Annotated in this window: 17 protein-coding genes; 12 read left to right on the top strand and 5 right to left on the bottom strand. The window is 70.0% G+C overall.

Going from position 1 to position 17,508, the window contains the following annotated elements; genetic code table 11:
- The first annotated feature begins 9 nt into the window (after positions 1-9).
- The 4 genes from KO481_RS32105 to KO481_RS32120 are packed head-to-tail and all read left to right on the top strand — an operon-like array spanning position 10 to position 2,353.
- Positions 10-312 carry a WXG100 family type VII secretion target gene (locus tag KO481_RS32105; protein WP_215922227.1) on the top strand — a complete coding sequence of 101 codons (303 nt, stop codon included), beginning with the start codon at positions 10-12 and terminating at the stop codon, positions 310-312.
- Positions 309-1,817 carry a hypothetical protein gene (locus tag KO481_RS32110; RefSeq protein ID WP_215922228.1) on the top strand — a complete coding sequence of 503 codons (1,509 nt, stop codon included), beginning with the start codon at positions 309-311 and terminating at the stop codon, positions 1,815-1,817. Before KO481_RS32105 ends, KO481_RS32110 begins: the two co-directional genes overlap by 4 nt.
- Positions 1,818-1,826: 9 nt before the next feature.
- Positions 1,827-2,162, top strand: a complete 336-nt coding sequence (locus KO481_RS32115; protein WP_215922229.1) for a hypothetical protein — start codon at positions 1,827-1,829, stop codon at positions 2,160-2,162.
- A gap of 38 nt (positions 2,163-2,200) precedes the next feature.
- Positions 2,201-2,353: a hypothetical protein gene (locus KO481_RS32120; protein WP_215922230.1), complete on the top strand. Its 153-nt coding sequence runs from the start codon at positions 2,201-2,203 to the stop codon at positions 2,351-2,353.
- 328 nt (positions 2,354-2,681) lie between these two features.
- On the opposite strand, the gene KO481_RS32125 is transcribed toward KO481_RS32120, so the two are convergent.
- Positions 2,682-3,797 (bottom strand): hypothetical protein, encoded by a 1,116-nt coding sequence (locus KO481_RS32125; protein WP_215922231.1) that lies wholly within the window; start codon positions 3,795-3,797, stop codon positions 2,682-2,684.
- Positions 3,798-4,110: 313 nt separating this feature from the next.
- Positions 4,111-4,620 (bottom strand): hypothetical protein, encoded by a 510-nt coding sequence (locus KO481_RS32130; protein ID WP_215922232.1) that lies wholly within the window; start codon positions 4,618-4,620, stop codon positions 4,111-4,113.
- A 217-nt stretch (positions 4,621-4,837) separates the two neighbouring features.
- Between KO481_RS32130 and KO481_RS32135 the strand changes: the two genes are divergently transcribed.
- The 3 genes from KO481_RS32135 (at position 4,838) to KO481_RS44140 (ending at position 5,765) form a co-directional block, all read left to right on the top strand.
- Positions 4,838-5,104 carry a hypothetical protein gene (locus KO481_RS32135; RefSeq protein WP_215922233.1) on the top strand — a complete coding sequence of 89 codons (267 nt, stop codon included), beginning with the start codon at positions 4,838-4,840 and terminating at the stop codon, positions 5,102-5,104.
- A gap of 83 nt (positions 5,105-5,187) precedes the next feature.
- Positions 5,188-5,613 (top strand): hypothetical protein, encoded by a 426-nt coding sequence (locus KO481_RS32140; protein ID WP_215922234.1) that lies wholly within the window; start codon positions 5,188-5,190, stop codon positions 5,611-5,613.
- 17 nt (positions 5,614-5,630) lie between these two features.
- Complete coding sequence (locus KO481_RS44140) at positions 5,631-5,765, top strand: hypothetical protein (protein ID WP_281066232.1); 135 nt, start codon at positions 5,631-5,633, stop codon at positions 5,763-5,765.
- A gap of 262 nt (positions 5,766-6,027) precedes the next feature.
- On the opposite strand, the gene KO481_RS32145 is transcribed toward KO481_RS44140, so the two are convergent.
- The 3 genes from KO481_RS32145 to KO481_RS32155 form a co-directional block, all read right to left on the bottom strand.
- The gene (locus tag KO481_RS32145) at positions 6,028-6,672 is read right to left on the bottom strand and encodes an HhH-GDP family DNA glycosylase (protein WP_215922235.1); all 645 of its coding nucleotides are present in this window, start codon (positions 6,670-6,672) and stop codon (positions 6,028-6,030) included.
- Positions 6,673-6,738: 66 nt separating this feature from the next.
- Entirely contained in the window at positions 6,739-7,608 is an 870-nt protein-coding gene (locus tag KO481_RS32150) for an RNA polymerase sigma factor (protein ID WP_215922236.1), read from the bottom strand.
- A 107-nt stretch (positions 7,609-7,715) separates the two neighbouring features.
- On the bottom strand, positions 7,716-8,603 hold the full coding sequence (locus tag KO481_RS32155) for a haloalkane dehalogenase (protein ID WP_215922237.1): 888 nt from the start codon (positions 8,601-8,603) through the stop codon (positions 7,716-7,718).
- 207 nt (positions 8,604-8,810) lie between these two features.
- On the opposite strand from KO481_RS32155, the gene KO481_RS32160 reads away from it, so the two are divergent.
- The 5 genes from KO481_RS32160 to KO481_RS32180 all read left to right on the top strand — a co-directional run bounded on the left by KO481_RS32160 (position 8,811) and on the right by KO481_RS32180 (position 17,451).
- Complete coding sequence (locus KO481_RS32160; protein WP_215922238.1) at positions 8,811-9,971, top strand: zinc-binding dehydrogenase; 1,161 nt, start codon at positions 8,811-8,813, stop codon at positions 9,969-9,971.
- A 337-nt stretch (positions 9,972-10,308) separates the two neighbouring features.
- Complete coding sequence (locus tag KO481_RS32165; RefSeq protein ID WP_308166847.1) at positions 10,309-13,230, top strand: LuxR C-terminal-related transcriptional regulator; 2,922 nt, start codon at positions 10,309-10,311, stop codon at positions 13,228-13,230.
- Positions 13,231-13,277: 47 nt separating this feature from the next.
- On the top strand, positions 13,278-14,507 hold the full coding sequence (locus KO481_RS32170; protein ID WP_215922239.1) for a hypothetical protein: 1,230 nt from the start codon (positions 13,278-13,280) through the stop codon (positions 14,505-14,507).
- A gap of 79 nt (positions 14,508-14,586) precedes the next feature.
- The gene (locus KO481_RS32175) at positions 14,587-15,957 is read left to right on the top strand and encodes a S1 family peptidase (RefSeq protein WP_215922240.1); all 1,371 of its coding nucleotides are present in this window, start codon (positions 14,587-14,589) and stop codon (positions 15,955-15,957) included.
- A 147-nt stretch (positions 15,958-16,104) separates the two neighbouring features.
- Positions 16,105-17,451 (top strand): S1 family peptidase, encoded by a 1,347-nt coding sequence (locus KO481_RS32180; protein ID WP_245401783.1) that lies wholly within the window; start codon positions 16,105-16,107, stop codon positions 17,449-17,451.
- Positions 17,452-17,508 lie beyond the last annotated feature (57 nt).

The raw sequence follows: 17,508 nt of genomic DNA on the forward strand, positions 1-17,508 counted from the left end.
GGAACCTTTATGAGTACCGACGATGGAAGCTACCGTGTGGACCTCGAGCACCTGGACGCCGTGACCTCCAAGGTCGCGGGCCTACACGGATTCGTGCACGACAGCCTGACCGGGCTGGATCAGCGCATCACCACCGCGCACCAGCAATGGACAGGGGCCACCGCGGACAAACACGCCACCGCGCACCGGGAATGGATGACCGCGGCGGGCGAGGTGCGGGACGGGATCGAGGCCCTGCGCGCCGCGGCGAAGACCGCGCACGAAAGCTACAGCGACACCGTGACAGCCAATCACCGAGTCCTCGGGGCGTGACCGGCGTGACCGTGATCGATGTCCAGCCCAGCATCTACTACACCGCCGCAGATTCGCTGCACCAGTCCGCGTGCGACCTGTTCAACGAGGTACAGGCCAAATACGGGGCCATCGCGGCAGGCACCGCCATGGCCGGAAGCTACGACGACGCCCTGATCTGGGCCAAGAACTACGACGCGGGCGCCGCCCAATCCATCACCCTGGCAACCCAGCTCGCGACCACGATGGACAAGTACGCCAAGGCGCTGCGCACGATCGGATACAACCACCAGAGCGCCGACTACAGCGCCACCACCGGCAGCAACAAAGGCCCCGCCCCCGTGCGCCCGGCCGACCCGATGCCCGCGGTCACCGTGTGCGACGCCCCGCCACCCTCCTCAGGCGGCCCCGGCAACGGCCTGTCCGATGTCGTACACCTGGCCGAAAAAGTCGGGATCGTCATCCCCGACGGCGATACCGACAAGCTCGGCGCGGTCGCAGACGCCTGGCTCACACTCGCCCAGGCCCACCCCGTGGCCAACCTGCCCGCAGTGATATCGCGCATCGTCGATTCGGTCGGGTTGGTGAAATCCCCCGAAGCGGAAACGGTCATCACCGACCTACAGGCGATGCAGGCCACCGCGGTAGCACTCGGCGACACATTCGCCGATATGTCGAAAGACTGCCGCGACCACGCCACCGCCCTGCACGACCTGCGGGGCAAACTCGAAAAGCAGTTAAAGGATCTCGCGAACGAAATCCTCCTCGAGATAGGCGAAAATCTCGCTTTCGTCGCCGCCGCCTCGTTCGTGTCCTTCGGTCTCGGCGCGCTGGTCGAGGCCGCCCGGGTCGCCGAAATCGTCGACAAATTCGCGGGCCCGATCCGGATCCTGGTCCAGGATTGGAAGAAGGCACGTGACCTCAAAAAGGCCGAAAAGGTCGTCGAGGAAGGGGAGAAAAAGGCCAAGGAAATGCAGCGCCTGCAACAGCGCATTCACGACGACGACGAACCGGATCTCGGCAATTCCACCTGGCTCGCGAACGAAGACGGCCTGACCCCCAACGAGGTATCCGTTCTGAATCGCGGGCCCAGCAGCGTGGGCGGCGGCAGGGACGGCGGTAGCGACCTGATCTCCGCCATCCGTGAGGACAGGGTCACCCCCGCGCAACAGAAAGACATCGACGCCTACAACAAAGCACTCGATAAACTGCCCGCGTACAAGGGCAATGTCGTTCGTCAGACGCACCTGTCCCCGGAGCAGATCGCGGAGTACAAACCAGGCCAGCCGTATACCGAAGACGGCTACACCTGTACCTCTACCAACATGAAGGGCACCGGTAACGGGGTGAATACCGGTGGCTCCAACGTCGAATACCGCATGACCAGCAAGAGTGGTCGGAAGATCGGCAAGTACGGCGGCACCTATGACGAAGTGCAATTCAAGGATCACACCCAGTTCTTTGTCCACGATAACTATTGGGATCCGAAACTTGGGAAACAGATCATCATCATGGACGAAATGTAGGAGGAATAAATGCCCAGGAGAGTTGGCGGAAAGACGTTCTTTGAGCGGGAGGAATGGGAGCGAATCCACGGGAAGAAATTGCCGCCCGTGCCGACCCCCGAAGAGCAGGCCGCCCGGAGGGCGGAATGGGAGGCCGCTATCGCCGCGGCCCCGGAGCCGCCCGCGGGAGTGCCCGACTACCGCAGTAGCAAGAACTATTTCGACGACCTGATCGGCACCGAATTCGAGGGCTGGACCATGGACCCCGACACCCGCGAATGGCGCGACGCCCGCGGCCGCCCCGCCTACGACGCCCAGGGCCAACGCATCCGATACGACGCCCCCGAGCCCAGGGGGCACCAGTGACCGAGATCGACCAGGCCAGCACCTCGAGGACGGCGCGCATGAGTGAGGACGACACCACCACCACTCCCGAGCCTGGGCGCACAGGGTTGCGGATCGCGATGGACAACGACGCGATCGATAAGGCGGGGGTGGCGATGATGGGCACCGCCGCCACGCTGCGGCGTAAATACGACGTCGCGGCCCGGTGCTGACCGCGGCGTTGAAGGGCTGGGCCGGTCCCGAGGCCGCCACGATACTCGCGGACTGGGAATCGGCGTCCAGCGCCGCGGGGGCGTGGCTGGACGCGTTGCACCGGTTCGGCGGGCTGCTACTGCGGTGCCGCCGAGGACGAGGACGACGAGCCGGGACACCTACTCGCGGTGGCATCGTGACCGACATCAGCCCGCGGGCCAGCTCGGCCTGCGCTCGATTCGGGGACACTGCGATGCACGCCACCGTCCGGGCCGGCCGCACCGTACCCCAGACCTCGGCGAACTCGTAGAACCCGTCTCGGCTGAGCGGCGGCGCGGCGCGCTAATGTCACCGGATCCGCGTGTGCAGGCGCGTGATCCACGCCTCGAAATCCAGGCTGGTTCCGGCGGCGGCCCACACGGTGCGGTGCTGGCGCCACTGCCGGTACGAGCACCGGTGCGGGGGTGCGAGCAGACGCTGCGACAGCGCGTAGGCCAGGCCGTCGTCGGTCGGGGTCACCGGCCGCACCACCATCGCATGGCGTCGCGCCGACCAGTCCGGCGGTGCCCCGGATGCGACGAGCCCATGCTCGGCGAGCAGACCGTCGCGCCAGTGCCCGTGCCGGTCGCGGTGTCCCTCGAGCTGGACTCGCACATCCGGGGTGACCAGCCACAGCACCTGCGCGAAATGCCCACGTTCGATCGCCCACTGGTAGGCCCGCAACACCATGCGGGTGCGGTGCGGCTGTTTGGCGACGAGCTCGACCTCGAGCGCGAGCAGCCCGGCCGGTGCCACCACGACCGCGTCGGGCCAGTGCAGCCCGCCCTCGGTATTGGCGGGTATCGCCCACCAGCGGGGTCGGCCGTCGCCGACTACCGACGGCCGAACCTTCCCGAAGTCCCCCTCACCGCCAGCACCGGAGGCGGTGTGGATGCCGCAGCGGGCGGCGAATCGCTCGGCAGCGTGGCCGTCGTCGCGGACCCGTTCCAGGGTGCGGGCCTGCCGTTCGGACACCACGGTCAGCCCGCGGGTTTCCGCGCGCAGCGCGGTCTCGGCGAGCAGCAGCCGGTGCAGCAGCCCGCCCTCACCGGGGGTGATTTCCCGCAGCAGTGGGTGCCCCGGCGGGGTCGATGCGGCGATGCCCGCCGCGGTCGCGGACAGCAGCGTCCCGGTCCAGCGGACATTGTCCGACCGCACCAGAAGCCCGGCCTCGGCCATATACCGCGCCCGGCGCCGCGCGGTCTCGGTCACTCCGCCGTAGAAAGTGGCGGCTTGGCGCAGCGTGATCGCACCGAACCTGGCCGCGGCGTACAACAGTCGCTCATCGGCAGCGGTGCGCCGCCATCCGTGCCGCCGCTGCGTGCCCGCCCGCGGGCCCTGATGCGCGGCCCGCACCGCCCGCAGACGACGTGTGCTGGTCAACGGGATCCGATCCGATGGCCACTCATCCACCCATTCCGGCATGACAATCACTCCTGTGCGATGCGCCCACGGTGGTGCCCGGTCCATGGGCACCCCGACCGCGACGCTCGCACACGGGTTCACCAGCGGTGGTCGCGCTGAAATCTGCCCGCCCCGCACGGACCGGACCGGACCGAGTGCATTTACCCGCATTCCGGAACGGCACCGCGCCGGAGGTACTGCTGCGCCAGCTGACGCTGGCTTGCCCCGGGATACCCCTGGCCGCCTGTCCACGCATCGATGGGCCAGGATGGTCGTCCTCATCGCCGTAGATAGGCGATGCCGTTGAGGATCGGTCGCCCGGGCGGGCTCGATATCAGCGGTGTCGGCGGCGCTTCTTCTTCTGGCCGCGGCCACGCTGTTGAGCCGGTGACTGCTGGGCCGGCGTAGCCGCTGCTGGCGCGGGCTCGCCGAGTACCGGCGGTACCCGCTGCATCTCCTCTTGGTGGGCCGCGAGGGCGGGCATCTGCTGGGCGGTCACCTCCCGCACCGCGGCGGCCAGGGCGGCGATGTCCGGGGACAGCATCAACAGCCGCCGCAGGCGCACGCGCTCGAGTTCGGTGCACGGGACGGCACGGACCCGATCGGTGAGCTGACGCAGCAGCGCCCGGACGGCGTCGACGTCGCCCAGGACCACATCGGCCGCGGACACCGGATTGTGCGGCACGTGCAGCTCGACCACACGCTCGCGCACCACCTCCCGGACGCGGGTGCCTTGCTCGGCGCCGCGGCGGCGGCAATCGTCCGAGCACCACCGTGGCGGCCGGCCGATGCCGGACCACCGCACAGGGGTGCCACACCGCGGGCACGGATGGGTGTCGTCCATGCCGACCAGGCTACTTTCGCCGGACGAAAATACGACGTCGTTACCTAAATGACTACCTGAATGCACTAGGCGTGACGGGTAATTGCCGAGATTTGATGTGGCTGAGGGTTGGAAGGTGCAGGGTGTCCTGTTCGGATGAACTTTTCGGTGTTCGGGGTTAGTTTGCGGGGACATTATCGAAATGGTTGAGCGGTAGAAGCGAAAGGGATACACGATCATGCCAGAGGAATATCGGGGATATACGTTCTCCAGCGGCGACGAGGACGGATTGCCGCCGCTCACCCTGGAGGAAATAGACGATGCGCGCCGCCAATTCGACGCATTCATAGCCACCCGCGAGGCCACGCCCCCCGAGGAAAAGGTGTACATCGGGGAAGGCGACCGATTCGGCGGATGGGACGGCTGGGCAGGCGAGGAAGACGAGGACTATCTACGCCGCCGCGAAATGGAACACAAAGGAGAGCTAACCGAAGGGGAGCAATGACAGCCGATTCCACCGATGCCGCACCCGCGACCGAACCCGCGAGGAAGGGCCGTGCGCGCTGACAGGACACGCTGTATTCCTGGGTGCGGGGTTGGCAGCACCTGCTGGATGCGGCCGCCGTGACGATGATCGACCCGGCGTGGCTGCACGTCACGCTGGCCGTTCTCGGTCCGTCCGCGACCGCCCCTGCCGATCTGGACGACACTGTCGCGGTCGCGTTGTCGGTTCCCGCGCTGTGGGCGGCGCGGCCGCAGCTCGGGGAGCTGAAGGTGTTGGGGCCGGGGATGGGACGGACCGGTGTCCGCGCCGAACTGCACGGATCCCGGGCACGGCACGCGGGAATGGTGGGCTCCTACGCGGCGCAGGCCGCTGTCACCGCCGGCGTGGCCGGTGCGGATGTCACGCGCCCCTACACTCCGCATCTGGGGGTGGCCTACGAGATCGGAAGTACGGTGCCCCGTGGCGGCGGCTGCCGCCGGTGGACCTGCCCAGCTGCCCGCTGCGGTTGAGGCTGGTGCTGGCCGACATGACCCAGGACCGTGAGCAGCGCCGCTACGTGTGGACGATCCGCAGGCCACTGCCGGTCGTGCTGTCCAGCATCACCGGGCCCGATCGCGGCGCCATCCTGGCCTGGGAGCAGGCTGTCACCGATCTCGGCTGACGCAGCAACGCAGCCGTGCCGGTCTCACCGGATTCGCATGTGCCGGCGCACTCCCGGAACGGCACAACGCCGCACGAGGTACTGCCGCGCCAGCTGACGCTGGCTTGCCCCAGGGATATCCCTGGGGCGCCTGTCCGCACATCGACGGGCTGTCAGCAGTGGTCCGCAGCACATCGATCCCGCAACGGCGCCGGGTCCGGATCGGCGAGCGGCGGCCGGCGGGGCCCGGACCGCCTCGACGAGGGTCCGGACCGGCCGCGCACTATCCGGCCGCAGCCAGCACCGTGTCGGCCAGATCACGGTCCAGGGTGACGCGGACCAGCGCGGCGGCGAATTCGGCATCGTGGCCCGGCGGGCTCAGCCGGTCCAGACTCGCCGGATCGTCGGGTAGCCCGAGCCGCCTGGCGCCCCGCCTGGCCCGGTCGTCGAAGTGCGGCCGCACCCAGGTCCAGACGTCTTGGATCTCCCGCAGGAAGATGTCCGCACCGACCGGGCCGATGCCCTTGAACTGCTGCAACAGTTCGGCCAGACGGCCCGGATCGCCGTCGGCCTCCTTCGCCAACCGCCGCAGATCGCCGTGATAACGCTCGAGCAGCAACGTCGAGTTTTCGCCCAGACGGGTGGCTGTGGACTCGTCGTAGCGCCTGTAATGACCGCGGCCGAGCGCGTCGACGAGGTCCTGCCAGTCGGCTTCTGCGACGTGCCGCGGGGTGGTGTATCCGGAAGCGATCAGCTCCCTGACCGCGCGCAGCGCGATCTCCGAGGAAATCCGGATGCTCAGCAACTCGGCGAGCATCAGCAATTGGAACAGAGGCGCGGGCTTGTCGGCCGGCTCGATGCCGGCCTGCCGCGCGTAGCTGGTGCCCGCGCGATCGAGCAGCTCGCGCACGATATCGGTTCGGCTCATCTCGCACCTGCCTTCCTCTTCGGCCGGCATACCCGGTCTCGGGTCGCTCGTCCGCCGCGCGCGGGATCAGTCGCGCGGCCGGTTCAACATGGGGAAACGCCCCGAGCCGAGCAGGGCGGCGACGGCATCCCTGCGCGCCTCGGGTGCGGCATAGTCCGGATGTGCGCGAAATATCGCGGCCGTGTCGTGCAGCCGGACCATCTGCTGTTCGGCTTCCGCCGTGGTGCGGCCACCGGCGGTGACCGGGTGGGTGGCATAGGCCGGGCGGCGCGGATCGATGCGGCCGAGCTCGACGGCGCGCTCGACGCGGCGGGCACAGCGACACGGGGCCTTCGGGTCGACCAGGCCGCAGGCGGAGTTCACGAAGTTGCCGAGGCGTTTGCGGGCCCGTTCCAGACGCTTGCGATGCGCGGCCGGGGTGGTGTCGGTGATCCAGGCCGCCTCGTCCGAGCCGAGCTCGAAGACGTCGTGCAGCACAAAGGCGACGCGCTCGTCCCGGCTCAGGCACTGCAGCATGCCCTGGCTGCAGTTGAGCCTGACCTCGCGGGTGAGCACGGTCGCCTCGGGTCCCCGGTAGTCGTCGGCGGCCAGCCCGTTGCGCAGATCCGCGGCGAAGTCGTCGAGCGAGAGCTGCGCGGCCTCCTGGGGGCTGCGGCGGCGCAGGTTCAGCAGGTAGTTCACCCCGATGCGGTAGGCCCAGGTCGACAGCCTGGCCTCACCGCGCCAAGTGCCGAGCCGCTCCAGCACGCGCAACAGGATCTCCTGGGTGGCATCCTCGGCGTCCGGCGGACGGCCGGTCATGCGCAGCGCCAGCCGGTACAGCGGATCCTGCAGCAGACGAGCCACTTCCGTCACCGCCGCACGCTCGCCCGCCACGGCCCGCGCCACCAGTTCGGCCTCCCCCGACTCCGGGTCGGCCACCGATTCGATATCCACTCCACCATCGTTCGGCGGATCGGCACACCTGGCAAGTGAGCGTCACCGCCGACGGCGGCCCCGAACACCCGGGCCGCCGCGCTCGCGGTGCGTGCCGACCGCCCGGCTCAGTGCGACACGACCTTTTTCGCCGAGGCGGATTCGAGCAGCCGGTGCCTGTGCAGCCAGTCCGCCACGGCCGCACCGATGGCATCGGGCTGGTCCTCCGGGGCATGATGCCCGGCCGCGCCGACCGAAACCGATTCGGCCGCAGCGAATGTGGCCACCGCCCATGCGATCACCTCCGGCGCACCCAGACCCACGCCGTTCTCCACACCCATGACCAATTTGGGAATCTCGGGCGTAGCCGCCATGACACTGCCGTAGTTCTCGACAATGGCCACGACGTCGGGCATCTCGCCATGAATCGGGAACTCCCGCGGCCACGCCAGCAGCGGCCGGCGGGTTTCCGGGGTCGGGTAGGGCGCGCGATACACATCCAGATCCGCCGAGGTGAGGCTCTTGGCGCCGAAGGGCAGGTTGAATTCGATGAACGAGTTCTCCTGCAGCACCTTTCGCTCCCCTTCGAGCGTCTTGTAGCTGCGGAACAGCTCCGCGCCCTGGGGCGGAAGGTCCGACCAGCTCAGCGGCCGCAGGAACGTCTCGATCACCGCGATGCCGCGTACCCGCCCGGGATGCCTTGCCGCCCAATCCATCCCGAGCGCGCCGCCCCAGTCGTGCCCGACGATGACGACCTCGTCCAGGCCCAGGGCGTCGAACCAGGCATCCAGGTACCGCGCGTGATCGGTGAAGCGATAGGCGATGTCCGGCTTACCCGAATTACCCATTCCGATCAGATCGGGCGCCAGCGCCCGGGTCTCGCCGCTGACGTGCGGGATGACGTTGCGCCACAGGTACGACGAGGTCGGGTTGCCGTGCAGGAAAACCACCGGGACGGCGCCGGTGCCGATATCGGTGTAGTTGATGTAGGAGTCGAGCAGATCGATGGCTGGCATCGCGGAAGTCCTTCCGGTTGACGTGCTTACATCCGGTTGGACACAGGATTCAGCGGGCCCGTGACGCCCGATTTATGTGAGGTGCATCACAGCTACGACAGTCGCCCGCTTCGCCCGACCCAGCGCGCCGGAACGGGCGGCCGGAGGGCTCCGGCCAGTCCCGCGAACCGGGCATCCGGGCCGGACAGGCGGGGTACGGTTCGCAGTATGAAGGCGGTGGTCTGTTCGAACAGCAAGCTGGAGGTCGCCGACATCCCGACGCCGGAGCCCGGCCCGGGGCAGGTGCTCATCACCGTGGAGCGATGCGGGATCTGCGGGTCCGACCTGCACGCGCGGGTGCACTGCGACGAGCTCGCCGACCTCGCGGCCGCGACCGGGTATGACGAATTCATGCGCTCGGATCAGCGCGTGGTGCTGGGCCACGAGTTCTGCGGCGAGATCGCCGATTACGGGCCCGGCTGCCATCGACGCTGGCCGCGCGGCACCCGGGTGGTCGCGCTGCCGATCCTGCGGCATGGCAAAAAACCGCAGCTGACCGGCCTCTCGGCGGCCGCGCCCGGCGGGTACGCCGAACAGGTGATCGCCCAGGAATCGATGACCTTCGCGGTACCGAACGGCCTGTCGGCCGACCATGCCGCCCTCACCGAGCCCATGGCCGGGGCCTGGCACGCGGTGCGCAAGGGCCGGGTCGGTAAGAAGCAGGTCGCGTTCGTGATCGGCTGCGGGCCGATCGGCCTGGCGGTGATCGCGATGCTGAAGGCCGCGGGCGTGAAAACCGTTGTTGCCAGCGACTTCTCGCCTCGACGCCGGGAGTTGGCCGCCCGCTGCGGTGCGGATGCCGTCGTCGATCCCGCGATCGAGGCGCCCTGGAGGGCCGGGCCGCGCGGGGGCCGCACCCAGGGGGTCACCGACATCCTGAATCTCGGCTTCGACGCGATGGACCGCCTGCGGCGCATCCCGAATCTGCCGTGGTGGTACCTGTTCCGGCTGATGCACACCCTCGACCGGGGCCCGGCCGGTCCGGTGGTCTTCGAATGCGTCGGCGTGCCCGGCATCATCGACCAGATCATCACCGCCGCCCCGCCGCGGTCCCGGATCGTCGTGGTGGGCGTGTGCATGCAGCCCGACGAGTTCCACCCCGCGATGGCGATCAACAAGGAGATCGAACTGCGCTTCGCGTTCGGATACGACCCGGGCGAATTCCGCGACACCCTGCACATGATCGCCGAGGGCAGGGTCGATCCGGCCCCGTTGATCACCGGCACGGTCGGGCTGCGCGGCGTCGAGGCCGCGTTCACCGCCCTGGCCCACCCCGACCTGCACGCCAAGATCCTGATCGACCCGGTCGCCGCGGCACTCACGCCCTGATTTCCGGCTCCACCACCATGGCCACCCTCGCGGTGAGGTCCTGCGACGTCAGCGACCTCATCGCGCGCATTGTTACGCAAAAGGGCCAGAAGACCGGTAACGACGACTCCCCAGCAACCGACAGGCTCGGTAGGTCAGCACGAACACCGACACAGATCGACCGCGCATTCTCCAACGACAGAGGTTCTCGGGATGACTCAGGCTCGCACGCAGGGTTTCGGCGAGGCGAGGGGCTTCGCCGTGTGCACCCCTCCGGCCACCCCGGGTCCGGCGCCCGGCGTGGCCGCCCATTGCCCGGGCGCCCGTTCCGCTCGTCTCGGCAACTGAGGCGGCAGCTGTGGCCGGCACCTTTCCCGTCGCGGTCGAATCACTGGCCGGAGCGCGAGACATCCTGCGCGAGCTGGAATCCGAGACCACGGATCCGCTCGTATACCTGATCCGGGGCCGCTCCGGCACCGGCAAGTCCACCCTCCTCGGCGCGATCCGCCACCGCCTGCGCGGCCATGGCGTCACCGCCTGCGACACCCTCGCCGAGGCGCTCGCCGCATCGGACGTCGATCCGGCCGATCGCAGGCCCGGAGCGCGGCCCACGCTGATCCTCGACGACGCCCACACGCTGTCGCGAATCGAACTGGAAAGACTGTGCGCGGCAGTCGGATCCGCCCGCTGCACCATGGTGATCGCGATCCGGCCCGGCCCGCACGACCCCGCGTTGCGCGCGCTCGCCGACGCGGTGTCCCGGCGCGGCCGGGTGATCGACCTGCGCGCGCTGGGTGTGGCGGACATCGCGCCGTTCGCCCGGGAATTGGGCATGACGGTGCCCCGCGCGGTCGCGCAGCACGTGCACCGGCAGACCGGCGGAATCCACGGCGGCGTCGTCGCCGCGCTGTCCGCGGCCTGCGCCACCCGGCTGGATGCGGGTGTGGACGCGGTCGACGAGGCGGTCGCGGCCTGGGCGCGCTCGATGCTCGACAACGCGGACCCGAACCTGCTGGAGGTCTTCGTCGTCGCCACCACCGGCGCGGGGCTGGATCCGGGCGAGTTCACCGAGGTGCTGGGGACGAGCCCGAGCGCCGCCCGGGATCTCATCGATCGGGCCCGCGCGACCGCGCTGGTGACCGACGCCGATCTGCTGCTCGAATCGGCCGAGGCGCCGCTGCGCACCCTGGTGGGCGATCGCCGCTACCTGGCGGTCCTGCAGCGGCTGCTGCACGCGCGCCTCGCGGCGGGGTTGTTGCGCAATCACACCGCCCTGCTGCTGGCCGAGTCCGGGGTGCGCGATCCGCGGCTGGCCGAGTTCCTGTGCGTGGCCGCGGCCGCGGACCGGGCGGGCGAGGACGCGGTGCGGTACTACACCGCGGCGGTGCGCAGCGGCGCCGATCAGCGCCCCATCGCGCTGCGCTGGGCCGAGGCGGCCGCCCGCGGCGGCGACGGCGACACCGCGCTGCGACTGGCCGAACCGCTGCTCACGGACGCTACGCCCCCCGCCGAACTCGCTGCGGCCGTGCGGATCTGCGCCGTGGTGTGGACCCAGCGCGGTCTGGTCGATCGCGCCGCGCAGCTGTATTCCTGGCTGGGCGCCGAGCGGATCGGGCCGGACTGGGCGATCGGTGCGACCGTGCTGTACCTGGCGGGCCGCGCCCGCGAGGCGCAGGCGCTGTCGGCGTCGGCGGCCCTGTGGCCGCCGACCGAGGCCACGACCCGCGTCTCGCTCATCGCCGCGGCCCTGGCCCAATCCCTCGGCGCCGCAACGCCGTTGCCACTCGACGACCGGGCGACCGGCGCTCACCTCGCCACCGCGGGCAACACCGCGCCGGACGACCGCCACGCGCCCGCCCCCGTCGCCACACCAGACAGCGGATACGCGCCCGCCTATCGCCCCGCACCGGCCCGAGGCGCGGCGACCGCCGACGGCCTGGCCCCGCGCCCCGCAGGCGCGGCCACCAATGGTGCCGCCCCGGCCGAAGAGAGCACGGCCATCCGGACCGCGCCGATCGACGGGCCCGCCGCACCCCGAACCTCGCGCGATGCTGCGGTTGCCGCCGCATCGACGTTGATTCAGGCGGGCCGCGTGGGCGGTGTCCCCGTCTCCGACCGCCTCCTGCCCTGCGCCGGAACCGCGATCGCCACCCTGCTGTGCCTGAGCATGGGCGAGCCGGGCCGTGCCGCCGATGCGCTGCGGCACGCCGGTGCGTCGAATGGCGTTGCGTCCCAGCACCGGCCGGACACCCCACGGGTCAACGGCGGTACGTCCCCCGCGTGGTCTCGCACGCTGCCCCCGGCAGGCCTGCCGGACGTCACGCGAGCATCCGCCCCCCGGACGGTGCTGGCGGCCTGGACCGCCCTGTACGGCGGCGACGAGCACTCCGCCGCGACACTGCTGGCACCCCTGGACATCGATGCGCTCGCGCCGCGGGACCGGTTCCTCGGGCACGGCCTGCAGGTCGCGCTGGCGCGCCGCGGTGACGACCCGGCCGCGCTCGCCCAGGCCTGGCGGGCCGCCTGCCCGATGTTCGACGTCGTCGGCGCGGATCTGCTGGCACTGCTGCCGATCGGCGAACTGTGGCTGGCCGGCATCCGGCTGCGCGACGAGGGCCGCATCGCCGCGCTGGTGAATGCCGCGCGGGATGTGCTGCACCGCTTGGGAAATCCGCCCGCCTGGGCCAATACCTTCCACTGGTACGCGATTCAGGCCGCGATCACCCGGTCCCGTCCCGCGGAGGTGCTGCTCCCCGCGCGGCTGCTGGCCGCGTCCGCCGCGACCGGCGATCCGCACGCCGCGATCCTGGCCGAGGCGGGTCACACCTGGATGCTGATACTTCGCGGTCAGGTCGCCCGGCCCCGGGTCGAGGCCGCGGTGCGGCGGCTGGCCGAGATCGGACCGAGCTGGGATGCGGCGCGCCTGGCGGCCGACGCCGCCCTGGCCACCGAGGATCCAGCGGCCGCGGGCGCACTGCTGACGCTGGCGCGCACCGTGCGGTCGCAATCCGGTCCGCCGCAACGCCCGCAAGCCCCGTCCGCGGCCCCCGCCGAGACCGCGCCGGCCGCACCCGGCCCGGCCCTGAGCGAACGCGAGCGGGAGGTCGCCGAACTGGTGCTGCTCGGGCTGACATACCGGGAGATCGGCGCCAGGCTGTACATATCCGCCAAGACGGTGGAGCATCATGTCGCGCGGATCCGGCGTCGGATCGGAGCCGGGTCACGGTCGGAGCTATTGTCTATGCTTCGCGCCATGGGGCACGGCTCGCTGCTGGTGTGACGGACGCGCAGCAGGATCTCGGGATGGACCGGAGCGAGGTAACGAGGATGGCCACAGGGGTGGGCCTGCGAATCGCCGAGGACGAATGCCTGGCGGCCATCGTCAGCTCGACGACGCCTGAGCCGGGCGCGCCCGCGCCCGAACCTCTCTTCGTCGTGCGCGAACCGATCCTGTACATGTCCGACGACGGCGACACCGAACTCGGTGGCGATCCCCCGGGTGGCCACTCCCACGCGATCACGGGATTCGTCGCGGCCGTGGGCGATCCGGCCGGCATCCCGGTCGACGAGGGTGAGGCCTATCGCGCCGAGGACCTGGTGGCCACGGCCCTGTTCTGCCTGATCGATCTGGCCGCGGCGCATCTGAACGGTCCCGCGGAGTTCTATGCCGTGCATCCCGCGCACTGGCCGGCCGCTCAGGTGCTGGCCCTGCGCGATGCGCTGGACTATCTGGGACTGCGATCGGTGGTGCTGATCAGCGAGTCGATCCTGCCCGATGTGCACTCCGGCCGGGAGGTGGCCACCGCGGCCGCGCGCGGCGCGCTGGCGTCGGTGCTGTCGACCCCCGCCGGGGCGGCCCCGCCGGATCCGACCCGCACCGAGAACTCGTTGGAGTCCACCGACATTCTGCCCGCGATCCCGACACCGGAGGCACCGGCGCAGGCCTACTCCGCGGCGATCCCGGTGCATAGGATGGCGGTGGAACCACCGATCACATCGCAGGGCGATGCCGAGGCCGGCGAATCGAGCGAACCCCCCGCGACGAAACTGGCTCCGCCCGTTGTCTTTCCGGCGGCCGTCCGCTCCCGGCGCACCCCGCTGCTGATCGCCGCCGCAGCGATCATCGGCCTGCTGCTCGGCGGGATCGTCGTCGCTGCGGCACTGCAGGGCAGTGGTTCCCCGAGTCCGCAATCCTCCAATGCCCGTTCGCCATTGACGCCGACCGCACCGGTGACGACCCGAGCCCCGGCGACCGTGCTCGCGCCGCCCCCGACCACCCGCGAACCCGCGCAGATTCCGGTGCACCGCCCCGCCCCGACGACGACTCCCCCGCCGCCGGTCGTCACACCGCCGCCGGCCACCATCACGACGACGCCCGACCCGAGCTCCATCACCGCGACCCCGTCCCGGCCCTGGCGCACCCCCACGACCCAAACGCCGTTCAACCCTTATAATTTCGACCCCTTCGACCCCAATACCTACGATCCCTTCTACCCGACGAATCCCACCGCCCCGGCGGCCCCGTACGTCTGGTCACCACCGGCGGGGACTCCGTGATCGGTTCGTAGCGAACTTCACGCGCTTGTGCCCTAAAGTGGTGCGCTGACACACATCTGTGCCTTATCGAAGGGACTTCATGCGCCACCCGAGGGGCCGTCGCGCAACGGTCAAAGTTTGCACCGTCGCGTTCGCCTCGACCCTGCTCCTGAGTCCCTTACTGGCCACCGCACCCGCCACCGCGGCCCCGGTCGCCGGCGGCCCCGTTCAGCTCTCGGCCGACAAGCTGCCGCCCGCACTGGCGCAGGCCATCGCCCGCGACCTGAAGATGACCCCCGCGGAGTATCTCGATCGCGCCGCCAAGGCACAGCAGCTACGCGACTACGCGCACAACTTCCGCTCCACCCATCCCAAGGACTTCGCCGGCGCCTGGATGACCCCGGACGGCAAGCCGGTCATGGCGGTCACCTCGCTGAAAGCGGCGCACCTGGTCAGCTCCGACGGCTACCAGACCCGGCTGGCCCCGATCTCGGCCGACAACCTGGACAGCTCGCTCGATCAGCTCACCGCCTGGATCGGCACCCTGCCGCGCACGCTGTCCTCGGCGATCAACTCCGTGGCCATCGACTTCCTGAACAGCCAGCTGGTGCTCAGCGTCGCCAATACGCCCGCCGGACATCTGCTGAACCTGCCGACGCTGATCGCCAACGTGAAGGTGGTGCTCGCGCCCGACAGCGGCGGGCCGATCCAGCACCATCCGATGGGCGGGGACACCTACATCAGCGCGCCCACCTCGCTGCACGATTCCGCGCTCAAGACCGTGGACGTGTGCTCGTTCGGGTTCAACAGCACCGACAAGCACGGCAACGCACTCAATATCAGTGCGGGACACTGCGATCCGAACCTGGGCAAGGGTGATCAGCAGGCGGGCGTGTGGGTGCCCGACCCGCGTAACCTCAAGTCCAGCCCGCAGGCCGGCACGTTCGCCGCCGCCCGCCTCGGCGGTGCGAGTGGCCTGGACTACTCGGTGATCAAGCTGACCGATCGCGCGGTGAAGGCCGGCATGGACCAGCCCCAGGTGCGGGGCGCGAACGGCACCACCCTCACCGTCACCGGCACCGCCGAGCCGGTGACCGGCGCACCGCTGTGCAAGTCGGGCCAGTCCTCGACCTTCACCTGCGGCTTCGTGGTGGCGGACCGGGTCGAGACGCAGCTGTACACCGCCGAGGGCGAATCCAAGACGGTGCGCGGTTTCGCCAGCTCGGCCTGCACACTGGGTGGCGACAGCGGCGGCGCCATCGTGACCGGCACGCTGGCGCTGGGCATCACCAGCGGCTCCAACGCGGCCGACGCACCGGACTGCAAGGAGGCCAATATCGACCTCGCGCAGTACGGCGGCACCGCCTCGCTGGGCATCCCGATCCGCTCGATCCTGTCCGATATCGACGCCGGTTCCGGCGGTGGTCTCGGCTCGGGCATCTCGATCCGGACCCGCCCCAACGCCGGATAAGAGCAGACCGAGGTGGCGGGGCAGGGGTTTGCATCAATGTTGCATGCCCGTGAACATCGGACAAACCGCGGCGGCGTGCGCAAACGCGCCCCGAAATACACGCCGAGATGAGTAGGCATTACCGTGCGAACCCCATATAGTCGGCACATGCTTCTGCCACGCACCCTGTCGTCGCATGCTGCCCTCCGCAGCTCGCGCACCCGTATCCGCAATGCCGCCATCGCCGCCTCGGCGGCGGCGCTAGTCCTGGGTCCGCTGACAGCGACGGCATCGGCCGATCCGGCGCCGGCGCAGGCGCCGAACCTGCCGCCGGCCCTGGTCGCGGCGGTGCAGAAGGATCTGAAGATCTCCCCGCAGGAGTACCTGCGCCGGGCCGACGTGGCCCAGCACGTCGCCACGTTCACCACCACCGCGCAGCGCCAGTTCCCGCAGACCTTCGCCGGCGCCTGGCTGGACCAGAACGGTAAGGCCGTGGTCGGGCTGGCTCCGGGCCAGGGCCACGACGACGCCGCCAAGGCGGTCAAGGCCGCCGGGTACCAGGTCAAAGAGGTCGCCAAGAGCGAGACCGAGCTGCGCAGCGAGAAGAACGCCTTCCAGCAGTGGCTGGCCGGGCAGCCCAAGTCGGTGGCCGCGCAGGTGCGTGGTGCGGTGATCGACACGATCAGCAATTCCGTCGCCGTGCGGGTGGACAAGTCCGGCCTGCCGATGCCCGGATTCATCGACCCGTCGCGGGTGCTGGTGATGGCCGCGGCCCCGGCCGGGCCGCAGCAGTCCGACATGCGCACGGCCACGGCGGTCGCGGATCGCAGCGGGGCGCCGGTCGCCGCGGGTGACGCGTACGCCTCGGTGGCGGGCAAGACCCAGCTGATCTGCTCGTCCGGTTTCAACGGCACCGACTCCCGCGGCACCGTGGTGAACATCACCGCCGGTCACTGCGACCCGAACATCCCCGCCGCCGGCACCGCCAACGCCCCCGGCATGTTCGAGGTGCTGCCGGGCAACGAGCTGGGCCCGCAGGTCGGCACCTTCGCCAAGTCGGTGCTCGGCGCCGAGGACTACTCGATCGTGTCCATCAACGCCGCCAACCGGGGCCGGTTCAGCAACAACCTGGTCCGGGTTCCGGGCCGGGCGCCGATCGCGATCACCGGCGTGGTGGATCCAGTGGTGGGCCAGCCGATCTGCAAGGTGGGCTCCCGCACCGGCTTCAGCTGCGGCGTCGTGAACGCGGTCGATCAGGAGGTCCAGGTCGGCGATCACAACCTGGAGCACTCCTTCTCCGCCAACATCTGCGCGCTGCCCGGTGACAGCGGCGGCCCGCTGGTCTCCGGCACGAACGCGGTCGGCGTGTCCAGCGCCTCCTCGGTGGCCGACTACCCGATCTGCGAGATCCCCAACATCATCGGCGCGGTGACCGGTAACGCTCCCCAGCTGTTCGCCCAGCCGATGCGCGCGATCCTCGCGGACAACCCGGGCCTGCGGGTGCGCACCAACTGAGACAGCCACGACGAGGGCCGGCAGCATTCGCTGCCGGCCTTTTTCGTGTCCGAACCT

The sequence above is a fragment of the Nocardia albiluteola genome (assembly GCF_018860155.1).
GTDB lineage: Bacteria > Actinomycetota > Actinomycetes > Mycobacteriales > Mycobacteriaceae > Nocardia > Nocardia albiluteola.

What these genes read in the sequence shown, in the direction of transcription:
- KO481_RS32105 (WP_215922227.1), top strand. Translation starts at nt 10, where the DNA reads ATGAGTACCGACGATGGAAGCTACCGTGTGGACCTCGAGCACCTGGAC.
- KO481_RS32125 (WP_215922231.1), bottom strand. Translation starts at nt 3,797, where the DNA reads ATGCCGGAATGGGTGGATGAGTGGCCATCGGATCGGATCCCGTTGACC.
- KO481_RS32155 (WP_215922237.1), bottom strand. Translation starts at nt 8,603, where the DNA reads ATGCCAGCCATCGATCTGCTCGACTCCTACATCAACTACACCGATATC.
- KO481_RS32175 (WP_215922240.1), top strand. Translation starts at nt 14,587, where the DNA reads ATGCGCCACCCGAGGGGCCGTCGCGCAACGGTCAAAGTTTGCACCGTC.
- KO481_RS32135 (WP_215922233.1), top strand. Translation starts at nt 4,838, where the DNA reads ATGCCAGAGGAATATCGGGGATATACGTTCTCCAGCGGCGACGAGGAC.
- KO481_RS44140 (WP_281066232.1), top strand. Translation starts at nt 5,631, where the DNA reads ATGACCCAGGACCGTGAGCAGCGCCGCTACGTGTGGACGATCCGCAGG.
- KO481_RS32130 (WP_215922232.1), bottom strand. Translation starts at nt 4,620, where the DNA reads ATGGACGACACCCATCCGTGCCCGCGGTGTGGCACCCCTGTGCGGTGG.
- KO481_RS32120 (WP_215922230.1), top strand. Translation starts at nt 2,201, where the DNA reads ATGAGTGAGGACGACACCACCACCACTCCCGAGCCTGGGCGCACAGGG.
- KO481_RS32160 (WP_215922238.1), top strand. Translation starts at nt 8,811, where the DNA reads ATGAAGGCGGTGGTCTGTTCGAACAGCAAGCTGGAGGTCGCCGACATC.
- KO481_RS32145 (WP_215922235.1), bottom strand. Translation starts at nt 6,672, where the DNA reads ATGAGCCGAACCGATATCGTGCGCGAGCTGCTCGATCGCGCGGGCACC.
- KO481_RS32170 (WP_215922239.1), top strand. Translation starts at nt 13,278, where the DNA reads ATGGCCACAGGGGTGGGCCTGCGAATCGCCGAGGACGAATGCCTGGCG.
- KO481_RS32180 (WP_245401783.1), top strand. Translation starts at nt 16,105, where the DNA reads ATGCTTCTGCCACGCACCCTGTCGTCGCATGCTGCCCTCCGCAGCTCG.
- KO481_RS32115 (WP_215922229.1), top strand. Translation starts at nt 1,827, where the DNA reads ATGCCCAGGAGAGTTGGCGGAAAGACGTTCTTTGAGCGGGAGGAATGG.